Source organism: Streptomyces sp. Je 1-332 (assembly GCF_040730185.1).
Classification (GTDB): Bacteria; Actinomycetota; Actinomycetes; order Streptomycetales; family Streptomycetaceae; genus Streptomyces.
Map to the genome: position 1 here is coordinate 2,195,743 of NZ_CP160402.1, position 15,011 is coordinate 2,210,753.

The 15,011-nt window shown below is 71.6% G+C and carries 11 protein-coding genes; 5 read left to right on the plus strand and 6 right to left on the minus strand.

Going from position 1 to position 15,011, the window contains the following annotated elements:
• Positions 1 to 254: 254 nt before the first annotated feature.
• On the plus strand, positions 255 to 2,951 hold the full coding sequence (gene aceE / locus ABXJ52_RS10230) for a pyruvate dehydrogenase (acetyl-transferring), homodimeric type (protein ID WP_367041152.1): 2,697 nt from the start codon (positions 255 to 257) through the stop codon (positions 2,949 to 2,951).
• A 124-nt stretch (positions 2,952 to 3,075) separates the two neighbouring features.
• Here the strand turns inward: aceE and ABXJ52_RS10235 are convergent, their stop codons facing one another.
• The gene (locus ABXJ52_RS10235) at positions 3,076 to 4,047 is read right to left on the minus strand and encodes a WYL domain-containing protein (RefSeq protein ID WP_367041154.1); all 972 of its coding nucleotides are present in this window, start codon (positions 4,045 to 4,047) and stop codon (positions 3,076 to 3,078) included.
• Between the two features lie 37 nt (positions 4,048 to 4,084).
• The gene (locus ABXJ52_RS10240) at positions 4,085 to 5,056 is read right to left on the minus strand and encodes an SDR family oxidoreductase (RefSeq protein ID WP_367041156.1); all 972 of its coding nucleotides are present in this window, start codon (positions 5,054 to 5,056) and stop codon (positions 4,085 to 4,087) included.
• 133 nt (positions 5,057 to 5,189) lie between these two features.
• On the opposite strand from ABXJ52_RS10240, the gene ABXJ52_RS10245 reads away from it, so the two are divergent.
• Positions 5,190 to 5,714: a DUF4240 domain-containing protein gene (locus ABXJ52_RS10245; protein ID WP_367048947.1), complete on the plus strand. Its 525-nt coding sequence runs from the start codon at positions 5,190 to 5,192 to the stop codon at positions 5,712 to 5,714.
• Between the two features lie 56 nt (positions 5,715 to 5,770).
• Here the strand turns inward: ABXJ52_RS10245 and ABXJ52_RS10250 are convergent, their stop codons facing one another.
• The 3 genes from ABXJ52_RS10250 to ABXJ52_RS10260 form a co-directional block, all read right to left on the minus strand.
• Positions 5,771 to 6,667 carry a peptidoglycan recognition protein gene (locus ABXJ52_RS10250; protein ID WP_367041158.1) on the minus strand — a complete coding sequence of 299 codons (897 nt, stop codon included), beginning with the start codon at positions 6,665 to 6,667 and terminating at the stop codon, positions 5,771 to 5,773.
• 160 nt (positions 6,668 to 6,827) lie between these two features.
• Complete coding sequence (locus ABXJ52_RS10255; protein WP_367041159.1) at positions 6,828 to 7,973, minus strand: PP2C family protein-serine/threonine phosphatase; 1,146 nt, start codon at positions 7,971 to 7,973, stop codon at positions 6,828 to 6,830.
• 114 nt (positions 7,974 to 8,087) lie between these two features.
• On the minus strand, positions 8,088 to 8,576 hold the full coding sequence (locus ABXJ52_RS10260) for a GNAT family N-acetyltransferase (protein ID WP_367041161.1): 489 nt from the start codon (positions 8,574 to 8,576) through the stop codon (positions 8,088 to 8,090).
• A 62-nt stretch (positions 8,577 to 8,638) separates the two neighbouring features.
• Here ABXJ52_RS10260 and ABXJ52_RS10265 point away from each other — a divergent pair, with 62 nt between their 5' ends.
• From ABXJ52_RS10265 to ABXJ52_RS10275, 3 genes are all read left to right on the plus strand, one after another.
• Positions 8,639 to 9,574 carry a TIGR01777 family oxidoreductase gene (locus tag ABXJ52_RS10265; protein WP_367041163.1) on the plus strand — a complete coding sequence of 312 codons (936 nt, stop codon included), beginning with the start codon at positions 8,639 to 8,641 and terminating at the stop codon, positions 9,572 to 9,574.
• A 155-nt stretch (positions 9,575 to 9,729) separates the two neighbouring features.
• Positions 9,730 to 11,040 (plus strand): NAD(P)/FAD-dependent oxidoreductase, encoded by a 1,311-nt coding sequence (locus tag ABXJ52_RS10270; RefSeq protein ID WP_367041165.1) that lies wholly within the window; start codon positions 9,730 to 9,732, stop codon positions 11,038 to 11,040.
• Between the two features lie 210 nt (positions 11,041 to 11,250).
• On the plus strand, positions 11,251 to 13,401 hold the full coding sequence (locus ABXJ52_RS10275; RefSeq protein ID WP_367041167.1) for a family 20 glycosylhydrolase: 2,151 nt from the start codon (positions 11,251 to 11,253) through the stop codon (positions 13,399 to 13,401).
• A gap of 114 nt (positions 13,402 to 13,515) precedes the next feature.
• Here ABXJ52_RS10275 and ABXJ52_RS10280 read toward each other — a convergent pair whose 3' ends face one another.
• Positions 13,516 to 14,961, minus strand: coding sequence for a regulator (locus ABXJ52_RS10280; protein ID WP_367041168.1), 1,446 nt, complete (start codon positions 14,959 to 14,961; stop codon positions 13,516 to 13,518).
• Positions 14,962 to 15,011 lie beyond the last annotated feature (50 nt).

Sequence of the window (15,011 nt, forward strand, 5' to 3'; positions counted from 1 at the left end):
ACGGATCCTTTGAATCAAAGGCACCGCGTGCCCGCGTTCATGGCACCGGATGCCTACTTTCTGAATATCGAGGAGTTTTCGCCTTCAACCCTTTGATCGATCATCGATCACGGAGTTAGAGTCTCCGACGGGGTTGTGGCGGAGCCGCACAAACGACTCCGTACCCGAGCCTCACGCCCTGTCCTGCCAAAGACCTAGGGCACCCCCACCCCTTACCGAACAGGGGACCCCCTCCGACTCAGGAAGGCGGCGACATGACCGACCCCTCCGCAATCCAGCCGAGCGAGCTCGACCAGCTCCCGGACCGCGACCCCGAGGAGACCGCCGAATGGCAGGCCTCCCTGGACGCCGTTACCCAGGCGGCCGGGCCGCACCGAGCCGCATACCTGATGCGGCGCACGCTGGAGCGTGCCGAGGGCGCGGGTCTGGCGCTGCCCAAGCTCCTTGAGACCGACTACGTCAACACCATCCCGACCTCCGCCGAGCCGGCGATCGAGGGCGACGAGGCGATGGAGCAGCGGATCGCCGCGTGGAACCGCTGGAACGCGGCCGCGATGGTGACCCGGGGCAGCAAATACGGCGTCGGCGGCCACATCGCCACCTTCGCCTCCGCGGCCTGGCTGTACGAGACGGGCTTCAACCACTTCTTCCACGGCAAGGAGGGGGACGGCTCCGGCGACCAGCTCTACATCCAGGGCCACGCCTCCCCCGGCATCTACGCCCGCGCCTTCCTCGACGGCCGTCTGAACGAGGCGCAGCTCGACAACTTCCGGCGCGAGTCCGGCGGCGACGGCCTGCCGTCCTACCCGCACCCGCGTCGTCTGCCCTGGCTGTGGGAGTTCCCGACCGTCTCCATGGGCCTCGGCCCCCTGTCGGCGATCTACCAGGCGCGCTTCAACCGCTACCTCACCAACCGCAACATCAAGGACGTCTCCGCCTCGCACGTGTGGGCGTTCCTCGGTGACGGCGAGATGGACGAGCCCGAGTCGACGGCAGCCCTCGCGCTCGCCGCGCGTGAGGGTCTGGACAACCTCACGTACGTCATCAACTGCAACCTGCAGCGTCTCGACGGCCCCGTCCGCGCCAACTTCCGCGTGGTGCAGGAGCTGGAGGCCCAGTTCCGCGGCGCAGGCTGGAACGTCATCAAGGTCCTGTGGGGCAACGCCTGGGACGAGCTGTTCAAGCTCGACACCAACGGCGCGCTCGTACGCCGCCTGCGTGAGGTACCGGACGCCCAGTTCCAGACGTACGCGACGCGCGACGCCGCCTACATCCGCGAGCACTTCTTCGGCTCCGAGCCCGCGCTCGTCGAGCTCGGCAAGCTGCTCAGCGACGACAAGATCAGCGAGTGCTTCCACCTCTCGCGCGGTGGCCACGAGGCCCGCAAGGTCTACGCGGCCTACCGTGCGGCGCTCACCCACAAGGGCGCGCCGACCGTGATCCTCGCGCAGACGGTCAAGGGCTTCACGCTGGGCAAGGGCTTCGAGTCCAAGAACGCCAACCACCAGATGAAGAAGCTCACGGTGGACGAGTTCAAGGACATGCGCGACCTCCTCGAGCTGCCGATCTCGGACAGCCAGTTCGTCGACGGCGTGGTGCCCTATGGCCACCCGGGCGCCGACTCCCCCGAGGTCCGCTACCTCCAGGAGCGCCGTGCCGCCCTCGGCGGCCCGGCCCCGGCCCGCCGCACGCAGCCCCTCTCCCCGCTGCCCGCCCCGGCCGACAAGGCGTTCGCCTCGTTCGACAAGGGCTCGGGCTCGCAGTCGATCGCGACGACCATGGCCTTCGTACGCCTGGTGAAGGACCTCGTACGCGACAAGGAAACCGGTAAGCGCTGGGTGCCGATCGTCCCCGACGAGGCGCGCACGTTCGGCATGGAGTCGCTCTTCCCGTCGCTCGGCATCTACTCGCCGAAGGGCCAGACGTACGAGCCGGTCGACCGCGACCAGCTGATGTACTACAAGGAGGCCAAGGACGGCCAGATCCTCAACGAGGGGATCACCGAGGCCGGCTCCATGGCGGACTTCATCGCCGCGTCGTCGTCGTACGCGACGCACGGCGAAGCCATGATCCCGTTCTACATCTTCTACTCGATGTTCGGCTGGCAGCGCACGGCCGACCAGATGTGGCAGCTCGGCGACCAGCTCGGCCGCGGCTTCCTCGTCGGCGCCACCGCGGGACGTACGACGCTGACGGGCGAGGGTCTGCAGCACGCGGACGGTCACTCGCCGGTGATCGCAGCGACGAACCCCGCCGCCCTGACGTACGACCCGGCGTTCGCCTACGAGGTCGCGGCGATCGTCAAGGACGGTCTGCGCCGGATGTACGGCGAGGCCGCCCCCGGTGAGGACCAGAACGTCTTCTACTACCTCACCGTCTACAACGAGCCGATGCCGCAGCCCGCGAAGCCCGCGGGTGTGGACGAGGGCATCGTGAAGGGCCTGTACCGCTTCAACACCGCCGAGACGGCGGGGCACTCCCCCGCGGCCAACGCCTCGCGCATCCAGCTGATCGGTTCGGGTACGGCCATCCACTGGACCCTCGCGGCCCAGAAGATGCTCGCCGAGGAGTGGGGCGTGGCCGCCGACGTGTGGTCCGCGACCTCCTGGACCGAGCTGCGCCGCGACGCCCTGGAGGCGGACGAGGCGATCCTGCGCGGCGAGGAGCGGATTCCCTACGTGCGTACGGCACTTGACGGTGCGCAGGGTCCCGTGCTCGCGGTCTCCGACTACATGCGGCAGGTTCCCGACCAGATCGCGCAGTGGGTCGAGCAGGACTACTCGTCCCTGGGTGCGGACGGCTTCGGCCTCTCCGACACGCGTGACGCGGCCCGTCGCCACTTCGGCATCGACGCCGAGTCGATCGTCGTGGCCTCGCTGGCGCAGCTTGCCCGTCGTGGTGAGGTTCCCGCTTCCGCGGTGAAGGAAGCTCGGGCGAAGTACGGTCTGTAGCGGTTTGGCCTTCGGCTTGGTGCGGGTACGGGTCTCTGTCTCTGTGGCAGGGGCCCGTTCCCGTGTGCGGGTGTGGTTCTGAGCCGCCGCTTCGCGGCGGATTCTTTCCCGCCCGCCCACCCGATTACCGGTAGCGGTCAGCCATTTTGTGGGCCGCATGGGCGAATCGGTCTCTGAGCGTCGTCGGCTCCAGGATCTCCGCCTCCGGGCCCAGCGCCATGAGCTGGGTGTACGCGACGTCCTCGTTCTCGACCCGGAGGGTCAGCGTCACCCAGCCCTCCTCGTCCGGGGGGCCCGCGGCCTCCAGTGCCTCGCGCGTGGACGCGGAGTCGGTGGCGTACGGGAGTTGGCGTACGCCTGCCTCGGAGAGCCGGAGCACGACCTCGGAGTGCAGGATCGCCCGCGCGAACTGCGCGGCCCGTTCCTCCCAGAAGCCCGGCAGATCGAACTCCTCGTCGCGTACGAAGCGGTCGTCGCCCGCGGCGATCGCGGTGAACCGGTCGATGCGGTACACCCGGAGCGAGCCCGTGTCGGGCACCCGCGCGCACAAGTACCAGACCCCGGCCTTGAGCACGAGGCCGTAGGGCTCCAACTCCCTTTCCACCTCGGTGTCCTGGCGCCGGTAGCGGGCCGTGACGCGCCGGTCGTCCCACACCGCGTCCGCCAGCGGGGGCAGCAGCTCGGGCGCCGACGTCTCCCGGAACCAGCCCGGAGCGTCCAGGTGGAACCGCTGCGAGGCGTTCTGCGAGGCGTCCCGGAGAGAAGGCATCAGCGCCGCCGACACCTTCAGGCGGGCCGCCGATGCCGCGTCCTCCAGGCCCATCTCCCGCAGCGCGCCCGGCACTCCGGACAGGAACAGGGCCTCCGCCTCGCTGCGTCCGAGCCCGGTGAGCCGGGTGCGGTAGCCGCCGATGAGGCGGTAGCCGCCGGCCCGCCCCCGGTCCGCGTACACCGGGACGCCCGCCTCCGAAAGGGCCTGGGCGTCCCGCGTGATGGTCCGCTCGGACACTTCGAGCTCACCGGCGAGCTCGGCGGCGGTCATGGAGGGGCGGGCCTGGAGCAGAAGCACCATCTTGATGAGGCGTGCAGCGCGCATGCCCCCATGATGCCGTCAGCCGGTGGGCGGGTGGTGGCTAGCGGTAGCCCGTGACGTCCGCGGTACTGCTCTCCTGGTCGACCTCCGTGATGTACCGCCAGGCGTCCGGCGCCGAACCGTCGACGTCCGTGAAGCCGTACTCCTTGGCGAGGCCGCCGCTGGAGAGCGATGCGCCGTTCCAGCGGGCCACCTCGGGGTCGGCGGCGAGCGCGACCAGGGCCCGGCCCACGAAGGTCGGGGTCTCGGAGATGGCGAAGTGGGGGTTCTGCTCGCGGCCGTCGAGCCAGTTCTCCTCGGTCACCTTGAAGTACGTGTCGAGCATCGCCTCGGAGCGCAGCCAGCCGGGGGTCAGACAGAGCGCCGTGCAGCCGTACTCCTCCACCTCCTCGGCCAGGCCCTTCGTCATCCGCAGCGGGGCCGCCTTGGCCAGGTCGTAGTAGAAGGGCTTGCGGTAGTTGGGGCCGTTGTACTCCGCGGTGCCGTCGGTGACCTCGACGACCAGGCCGCCGGGGTTCTTGACGAGCAGCGGCAGCGCGTACCGGCTGGTGACGATGTGGGTCTCGATGCCGAGGCGCATCAGGCGCAGCCCCTTGTCGAGGTCGTGCTCCCACATCTTCTTGTCCCACTCGACGTGGACGTCACCGCCCCAGATGTCGTTGACCAGGATGTCGAGGCGGCCCTGCTCACGGTCGATCCGGTCGACGAGTGCCTCGACCTGCTCGGGCTCCAGGTGGTCGGTGGGTACGGCGATGCCGGTGCCGGGTCCGCCCGCCTCCCGGCCCGCCGCGGTGATCAGCTCCGCGGTCTGCTCGATGGTCTCCGCGGTGCGGCCGACCTCGCTGGTGTGCTCGCGGGTCGTACGCCCCGTCGCGTACACGGTGGCCCCCGCGCGGCCGAGCTCCACGGCCATGGCCCGGCCGGCGCCGCGGGTGGCGCCCGCGACGAGGGCGATCTTTCCGGTCAGTGGGTGCGCGGGCGCGTGTGTGCTGTCCATCTCTTCGCTCTCCATGGCTTCGAGGCTGCCACCCAATACCGACACCTGCTGTCGGGTTTTCCACGGGCATGTGCACACATAACGACACAGTCGCATCCGCCGCACTCCGCGTGCGTACGCACCCCCCAGGACCGATGCTTGTCCCGTGATGGACGAGACGGAGTTCTGGGAGATCGTGGACCGCACCCGCGTGGCCGCCGAGGGCGACCCCGAGGACCACGCGGACCTGCTCACCGAGAAGCTGCTGGAGCTCGAGCCGGATATGGTGCTCGACTTCGCCCGTCACTTCGAGGCGCGTTACAACCGTGCGTACCGCTGGGATCTGTGGGGAGCTTCCTGGGTCCTCCTCGGCGGGGCCAGCGACGACGCCTTCGACTACTTCCGTTGCTGGCTGATCGGCCAGGGGCGCGAGGTGTTCGAGGGGGCGCTGCACGACCCGGACTCGCTCGCGGATCTCCTCGACGACTTCGACGAGGACATCGACGGTGACGGCGAGGAGCTCGGCTACGCCGCCGACGAGGCCTACGAGACGCTCACCGGCGTCGTCACCCCCGACCTCGGAATCGCTCCCGCCCCCACGGAGCCGCTGGGGACACCGCTCGACTTCGAGAACGAGGCGGCGATGGCCCAGCGCTACCCGAAACTGTGGGAACGCTTCGGCGAGGTCGACTGAGCCCTGGCTCCCCGGCTTCCCGGCTTCCCGGCAGACCAGCAGACCGGCTCACCCACTCACCGGCTCTGCAGCCGTGCGGCCCTCTCCCGTATCGCGGGGAGCGCGGCCATCAGTGCCGCTCCGGGGCAGGACGTGGAGTAGCCGTCCTTGTGCCCGGACACCGCGCTGAACCGCTCGACCGCCCCCGCCGGGTACCTGCTGAGGCTGTTCGAGGACACCAGCCGCACCGAGGAGCGCGGATCCACGTCCGAGAGCCCGAGCTTCCACGCGATCAGCGCCGCCAGCGCATCCTTCATCGCCCGGGGGACAGGACTCCCCGCCGTGAACGTCCCGATCGCCGCTATCCCCACCGACCCCTTGTTGAAGCCCTGCGTGTGCGCCCCGACGACGGCCCTCTCGATGCCGCCCGCACGCCCTTCGTAGACGGTCCCGCACCGGTCGACAAGGAAGTTGTAGCCGATGTCGTCCCACCGCCTCCCGTCGGTCTGTCCGGTGTACAGATAGCGGATGGTGCGCGGGGCATCGGCGCAGTCGTAGCCGTTCGGCGTGTCCGTGTGGTGCACGAACACCGCCTCGACCCGGCCCGCGTAACGGGCCGGCGGCGACTCGTCCGCCGCACCGGCCAGCCACTCGGCGCGCGGCACCACGTGAGGCTGCGCCGCCGCGTGCCCCATCGCCCTGCGCACCGGCGCCGCGGCCGCCGGCATCCGGGAGTCTGAACCAGTGCCCCCTGCCCGCTCCCCGGGCCCGGCGAACGCCACCGGACCGTCACTCGCCCGCCCCGGCTCCCCCGGTATCCCGGGCCCCACGAACCACGCGCACAACAGCAGAAGCCCCACGGCGGCGGCCCCGGGCACACAGCCCAGCACCGCACGCACCGCCCCCGGCACACGCACCGCAGGCACACGGACCACGGACCCACGTGCCGCGGACAACCCACGGAAGACACGCATGGTCCGACTCTCCGGCCCACCCGGTCCACCCGCGATCCGCACTCCGCCACTCGGGTGAATCTCCGGAGCCTGAACCTGGAGCGTCGGCGCGTCAGAAGTGGGTGCCGCCGTCGACCCGGACCTGCGGATCCTGGCCGCCCCCACGAAATGACGGCTGCCGCTACGACTCCGGAGCCCCCCGCGGTCCCGGCCGCGCGTCCGGCTCCGGGTCCAGTGAGAGCGCCAGCAGGGCCACGTCGTCCCCGACCCCGCCGGAGAACCGCATGAGGTCTCTCCAGACCGCCGACGTCAGCGCCGCCGGGTCGTCCCGCATGTCGGCGCAGAGCACCGAAAGCCGCTCGGCCAGCGGATAGAAGGCGCCGGAGCCGTCCCGCGCCTCGGTCACCCCGTCGGTCACCACGAGCAGCCAGTCGCCGGGCTTCACGCCCACGGTCACCTCTTCGGGCGGGGCGATACCCGCGATGCCCAGGCCGAGCGGAGCCCCCGGCGCCACGGCGAGCTCCTCGACGACCCCACCGCGGACCAGCAGCGGCGGCGGATGGCCGCAGGAGACGATCCGCAGCTCAGGGGCGTCGGCCCGGAATTCCAGGAGCACGGCGGTGGCGAAGAGTTCGGCGTGCTCGGCCTCCTCGGAGTCGACCACCAGACGCCGGTCGAGCCGGGCGGCGACCCCCTCCAGGTCGGGCTGGTCGAGCACCGCCTCCCGGAAGGCGCCGAGCAGCGCGGCGACCGTGCCGACGGCGGTGAGGCCGTGCCCCTGCACGTCACCGACCAGCGCCAGTACGCCGCTGGGGCCCTTGCGCACGTCGAAGAGATCACCGCCGACCAGCGTCCCGCCCTGGGCCGCGCGGTAGAGGCCCGCGCAGCGCACCGGGCCCACGCGTTCGGGCAGGGGCGGCAGGACGGCGAACTGGGCGGCCTCCGCGACGGTGCGGACGGTGACGAGCTGGGTGTCGCGCCGGCTGCGTACCCAGGCGAAGAGGATGCTCAGCAGCGCCACGAAGGCGACCGTCAGCACATCGCTGTCCCCGGGGCGGCCGAGACCGAAGCCGGGCAGGTAGAGCAGCAGCACCACGGTGCCGCCGAGGAGGGCCGTGGCGGAGGCGCCGTACGACAGCGCGGCGAGCGGCGGCACGGCGGCGAGCAGGAAGCTGAGGTCGACCGTCTTCGGAGTGGCCAGCTGGATGGCGCAGATCACGGCGAGGAGCACGGGCGGGGGCCAGCGCACCCAGGGGGGCGGCGGCGCGCCGCGCAGCCAGCCGGGCTCGTCCCTGTCCCGCCGGCTGGCAGCAGCGACCCTGAACATCGGTTCGCTCCTTCCGGTCGGCCTCCCCACGCTCCTACGCGCGCGTGCCCGCCGCACGCCGGGCCGGTCCGTCGGGTGGCGGACCCGGGAGTGGGTCCTGGCGGGCCCGGGGTGTCAGAGCACGCGTCCCATCAGCACATCGTCCACGTACGAGCCGTCGAGGAAAAATTCGCCCGGCAGCACTCCTTCGACCACGAAGCCCTCGGAGGCGTAGAGCGTCCGGGCCGGAGTGTTGTGGCCGAGCACCCGCAGCGTGACGCGCCGCGCGCCCTGGCGGCGGGCCTCCTCCACCGCGGCCCTGACGAGACCGCGGCCCACTCCCCTGCCACGCGCCTCGTCCGTGACCGCGAAGCCGAGGATCTGGCGCACGTGGGCGTTGGCGAGGAGGGAGGTGGGATAACCGAGCCGTATGTAGCCGACGACCATGCCGTGCAGCTCGGCCACCAAATGATCGTGGGGCCCGAAGCGTTCGCTGAAGAACGGCGGGTACGGAGGCTGCGGAGCCGGTTGTACCGCGTGCAGGGTGGACCAGGTGACGCGGTCGATGCGGGCGAGGACTTCTTCGTCGTCCGGCAGGGCGGTACGTATGTGCGTGTCCGGCATGGGCGTCACTGTACGACGAACGCCTGAAGCCTCTTGCCGGGTTTCCGGGGCAGGATGGCTTCATGGAGCCCACCGAGTCCGAGCAGTCAGCCCCGTCGTCGCGGCGGTCCCGTATCGCCGTGGCCGGCGCGTCCGGCCTCATCGGAACGGCGCTGACGCGCGCCCTCGCCGACGACGGCCACGAGGTGGTGCGGCTGGTGCGCCGAGCACCTCGTACTAAGTACGAGGTGCGGTGGGATCCCAAGGAGGGTTACGTCGACACGGCGGGGCTCGCGGGCTGTGACGCCCTGGTCAACCTGGCGGGGGCCGGCATCGGCGATCACCGCTGGACGGCCGCCTACAAGCGGGAGATCCGCGACAGCAGGGTGCTCGGCACCGCGACGCTCGCCGAGGCGGCGGCCTCCCTCGACGAGCCGCCCCGGGTGTTCCTGTGCGCGAGCGCGATCGGCTACTACGGAGACACCGGTCAGCGCGCGGTGGACGAAAGCGCCCCCTCCGGAGAGGGCTTCCTGCCGTCCCTGTGCGTGGAGTGGGAGGGCGCGGCCGCCGCGGCGCACGCGGCGGGCATCCGTACGGTCTTCTCGCGCAACGGTCTGGTGGTGGCGCGAGAGGGCGGGGCGTGGCAGCGGATGTTCCCGCTCTTCAAGGCGGGGCTCGGCGGGCGCCTCGGCGACGGCCGGCAGTACTGGAGCTACATCTCGCTGCACGACGCGGTGGCCGCGCTGCGGCACCTGCTCGACACGGAGTCGCTGGCGGGTCCCGTCAATCTGACGGCGCCCGATCCGCTGACCAACCGCGAGGTGACGGCCGCGATGGGGCGTGTGCTGCACCGGCCCACGCTCTTCCCGGCGCCGAAGCCCGCGCTGCGCGTCGTGCTCGGCGAGATGGCGGGTGACGTGCTCGGCAGCCAGCGGGTCCTGCCCACCCGGCTCCTGGAGTCGGGGTTCTCGTTCGCTTTCCCGGGCATCGAGGAGACGATCCGCGCGGCGTTGCGGTAACGAGCCGACAGTGCGACCGGCGTGCGACCGTGCTCGGTCGATGCGCGACTGCCGCTGACCGCCCGCGCTCCTACCCTCGTGCGGAACTCGGTGATTCCGAGGCCCTGTTGAGGGCATGACGTCCCCAGCAGCCGCGCAACCTCCGGGAGGGGCACGTGCTAGAGCCTGCGCACCATGCGGATGTCGTCATCGTGGGAGCGGGGGTCGCGGGACTGTCGGCCGCCCATCAGCTGACCAGGGCAGGTGTAACGACCGTCGTCCTGGAAGCCGCCCCTTACGTCGGCGGGCGCATGTCCACGGAGAAGGTCGACGGCTTCCGGCTCGACAGGGTTGGGCAGTTACTCACCACGTCGTACCCCGAGTTACGCCACACGCCGGGGCTCGACGCCCTCGTACTGCGGCCCTTCGTACCCGGCGTCCTGGTGCACAGCGACGGCCGGCACCACCGCGCCGTCGAGCCGTCGAGCCCCCGGCGCGCACGGGGCGCACTCACCGCCGCGCGCGCCCTCGCGAGCGCCCCCCGGGCCACCCCACTCGGTGGCCCGCTCGACCAGGCCCGCCTCGGCGCGGCGCTCGCCAGGCTCGCGGCGACGGATCCGGAGCGCCTCATCGCCCGCCCCGAACTCCCCGCGTCGCAGGCCCTCTTCGCCCGGGGCCTGCCCGCGCGCACCGTCACCGGCTTCCTGCGCCCGCTGCTCTCGGCGCTTCTCTGCGACCCGGACCTGACGACGTCGAGCCGGTGCGCCGACCTCGCCCTGCACTCCTTCGCGCGCGGCCGCCTGTGTCTGCCCGAGGGGGGCGCCGAGGTGCTGCCGGAGCTCCTGTCGGCCGCGCTGCCGCCCGGTACGGTCCAGACCGGTGTACGCGTCACCGCCGTCTCCACGACCTCCGTCACGACCGCGGAACACGGGGAAGTCAGCTGTCGCGCCGTCCTGTTGGCCACCGACGCCCGCGCCGCCGCCGAACTGCTGCCCGGCCTGCGCGTGCCGTCCTTCCATCAAGTGACGGTGCTGCACCACGCGGCGCCCGACGCGCCGCTCGCCGAGCCCGCGCTGCTGCTCGACGCCGACCGTTCGGGCCCGGTCGCGCACACCGCCGTGATCAGCCGCGTCGACCCTTCGCGCGCCCCCGCGGGCCGGGCGCTCATCTCGTCGACGGTCCTCGGGCCGCCGCCCGACGAGCGGGCCGTCCTCGCTCATCTCGCCGATCTGTACGGCACGTCGACCGCCCGCTGGGAGTCCCTCGCCGTCCACCACACCCGCGAGGCGGTGCCCGCGATGCCACCGCCGCACGATCTGCGCCGCCCGGTGCGGCTGCTCGCGGGGCTCTACGTGTGCGGGGACCACCGGGACACCAGCACGGTGCAGGGCGCCCTGCACTCGGGCCGTCGCGCGGCGCGGGCGGCACTGGCGGACTTCGGCGTGGACCCCGCGTACGGAGCGGGCCAGCTCCCGATGGCGGCCTGACAGCCATCCGACCTCTGCTGTCACCCCTGGAAGCCCCCGCACTCCCACGCGGGGGCTTCCCCCTTTTCCCTGACCCCTGCAACTCCCCTTGCCACACAGGTACCCCACGGCTACGGTCCCACCGGATCGCCAAGCCGCGGGAGGACTCACGTGCGTCGCACCATCCCGGTGATATCACTCATCCTCGGCCTATTCATGGGAGGTCTGTCTTTGCCCACCGCCACAGCCGCCGGTACTGCCGCCGCCACAGCCACCGACACTGCCGACGAAGTGCCGTCCGTCATCCCGCGCCCCACCGACTGGACCGCGCTCGACGGCGTCACACGACTCACCGAGCGCACCCGCATCCTGATCGACCCGCGCGCCGGATCCACCACCGCGCTCCCCTCGGGCCGCCGTGAACTCCCCGGCCCCGCACACCAGTCCGTACGCGAACTCGCCACCCAACTGCGTACGGAGATCAAGCAGGTCACCGGCATCACACCCCGGATCGCCCACACGGGCCGCCCGGCCGCCGGCGACATCACGCTCGGCCTCACCGCCAAGGGGGACCTCGGCCCCGAGGGCTACGGCTTCGACAGCGCGGGCCCCATCCGCATCGAGGCCGCCTCCACCCACGGCCTCTACTACGGCACCCGCACGCTCCTCCAGCTCCTGCGCTCCACGGCCGACGACCACCGCGCCGTCCCCCGAGCCCGCTCCACCGACCGCCCCGCGCAGGCCGTCCGCATGGTCCACCTCGACGCGGGACGCAAGTACTGGAAGATCCCCTACCTGGAGAACCTGATCCGCAGGATGGGCGACCAGAAGCTCAACACCCTCTTCCTGCACCTCTCCGAGTCCGAGGGCTTCCGCCTGGACAGCCCGAAGTTCCCGGGCCTCGCGGACCCCGACCACAGCTACAGCCGCGCCGACATCGAGCATCTGAAGGCCTTCGCGGCCCGCCATCACGTCCAGTTGATGCCCGGCCTCGAACTCCCCGGTCACGCCACCGTGATCAGCGAGGCCTTCGGCATCGGCTTCGGGTCCGGCGCGGACGCCTGCACGGGCGCCCACACGCACTCGCACCTGACGCCCGACTGGATCATCGACATGACCAGCGACAAGGCGATCGCGAAGTCGAAGGAGATCGTGGACGAGTTCGCGGGCTGGTTCGACGCGCCGCTGTTCTCCATCGGCGCGGAGGAGGTCCCGGGACAGCTCGCGGAATGCCCGCGCGTGCAGAACCACCTGGCGAGCGCGCCCGACGTGTCCACTCTCGGCGATCTCCTCAACCGCTACATCAACACCCTCGACGACGTGGTCACTTCGCACGGCAAGCGCACGGCCGTCTACAACGGCTCCGAGCACCTCGCGGCGCCCCAGCAGAAGGTCCACGCCCCCGTCGTCTTCCTCACCTGGGAGGGCACGGGCGCCGAGCCCGAGATCCCCGGCCACGACGAGATCGCCATCGGCCCGTTCTACGACACCCCGAACAACTACCACCACCTGTATCCGGACGAGCCCTGGATGTACGACGACTGGGCGCCGAACACCGATCCCGACATGCTCGGCTCCGGCGTCACCAACTGGGCCGACTACAACTTCTGGGCCGACGACGGCTACTTCGAGCAGCACATGGCGGGCCCCCGCGCGATCCTCGCCGACCGCGCCTGGAACAAGTCCGCGACCCCGGACACGCTCACCGACTTCCGGGCCCGCGCCACCCGCATCGGCGACCCACCGGGCACGACTCCGGCGCCCGTACCCCCGAGGGTGGAGGGGCGGCCGAGCCACCACTGGACGTTCGACGACGCCTCGTACCCCAGCGGCTGGACGTACGCGGGCAGTCCCGGCAACACGCTCTTCGCCGAGGACGTGGCGGGCGGTCTGCCCGGTACCTCCTACATCATCAACAACCCGACCCCGGTCAAGGGCGTGCACGGCCAGGCATGGCGCTTCGACTCCGACCGGGACGGCGTGGGCTTCGGCGGTCTCGACGTCGCCGAGCCGTGGACGGTTTCGGTACGGGTCCGCCCGACGGCGAGGACCGGGGACCAGGTGCTGCTCAGTTCCAAGGCGGGCGCGCTGAAGCTGATGCAGCACGGCACCGGGAGGGTCGGCTTCACGCGGTACGGCGAGGCCGACCACAGTTTCGACTTCACGCTGCCGCTGGACCGCTGGACGCGGCTGACCTGGGTGACGACTCCGGGGCACACCACCTTGTACGCCGACGGGAAGCGGGTCGGGTCCCTCGCGGCGTCGATCCCGCTGCCGCTGCGGTCCATCGGGACGGAGAAGGCGAGCCTGCGGGGCGATCTCGACGACCTCATGACGTGGGACGAGGCGTTGTCTCCCGAGAAGGCCGCACGACTGCGCTGAGCCCAGCCAAGCCCAGCCCCGGTCGGGCGCGTGCGTAAGGGGCGGGGCTGCGCAGCCCCGCCCCTTACAGGCCCATCCCTTATAGGCCCCGCCCCTTACATGCCACCTCCGGGGTCACCCCAGAGCGGCCACCCGGTCGCGATAGCCCCGCACCGCCGCCGCGTCGCGGTACGGCTCAAGCCGCCGCTCGAATTCGCGTACGTACTCGATGGCTCGCACCGACCGCATCTCGCCCGCCGCCTGCGCCGCCTCCGCGCCCAGCTGGCAGGCCTGCTCCAGCTCGCCGAGGCCAAGGCGCGACGAGGCGAGCACGATCCGGCAGAACAGGCGACTGCGGGCGTACCCGGGGGCGCGCAGCTGGAGCGAGCGCTCCGCGTGCTGGGCGGCCACGCGGTACTGCTGGAGGTCCCGGTGGCAGTGCCCGAACTCGTCCGCGAGCTGCGCCTCGTCGAAGAACCGCGCCCAGTAGGGGACTTCGTCGCCCGGCCGTGCCGTCTCCAGGGCCCGCTCGGCCCGGACCATCGACGCCGTGCACGCCCGCACCTCGCCGAGCACGCCGTGCCCGCGCGCCTCGACCGAGTGCAGCAGGGCCTGCACGACGGGCGGCGCCGATGACCCGACCCCCTGCTGGGCCACCCGCGCCAGCTGTACGGCCTCTCTGCCGTGCCCGAGGTAGACGGCCTGGCGGCTCATGGTCACCAGGACGTACGAGCCGTACGCGCGGTCGCCCGCCGCCTGCGAGAGCCGCAGCGCCTGCACGTAGTACCGCTGGGCGAGGCCGTGCGCCGCGATGTCGTACGACGTCCAGCCCGCGAGCCGGGTGAGGTCGGCGGCGGCCGCGAAGAGCCGCCGCCCGGCCTGCTCGCCGTACGTGCCCCGGAGCATCGGCTCGGCCTCGTGTTCCAGGTAGCGCACGAGGGCCTGCCGGGCGTGCCCGCCGCCGTACGCGTGGTCGAGGGCGCGGAAGAGTTCGCCGACGGAGCGCAGGGCCGAGATGTCGCCGCTGGTCACCTTGGCCCCGAGGCCGCGCTCGGGCTCCTTGCGCTGACGCGGTATGGCCGGCCGGCCCTGCGCGGGCACCCGGGCGCCGCTCGGCGGGTGGTCGCCGCGGCTCACCCGGTCGTCGGCGCGGCCGATCAGCCAGTCTCTGCTGGGCACGACGAGGCCCGCCGGGGTGAACGCAATTTTCCGGAGCTCGGCGTGGCTCCCGGAGTCCTTGCGCCAGAGCCCGCCGACGATGTCGATCGCCTCTTCGGGGCTCGCCGCGAACTCCAGACCGGCGTACACCGGCGCGCACGCGTCGAGCCCGAGATCCTGCGCCGTCAGGCGCCTGCCTAACCGCCGGGTGAAGACCTCGGCGATCAGGGCGGGGGTGGTGCCGCGCGGCTGTTGCCCGCGCAGCCAGCGGGTCACCGATGTCTTGTCGTACCGCAGATCGAGACCGTGCTCGAGGCCCAGCTGATCGACGCGGCGTGCGAGCCCCGCATTGGAGAACCCGGCTTCTGAGATGAGCGCGGCTAGCTGGCGGTTGGGCGTGCGCTGCGGAGGTCGTTCCGTCATCGGCTGTGCGGTCTCCTGCCTTTCGGGCGTTGCCTTGAGCAGCCCTTATG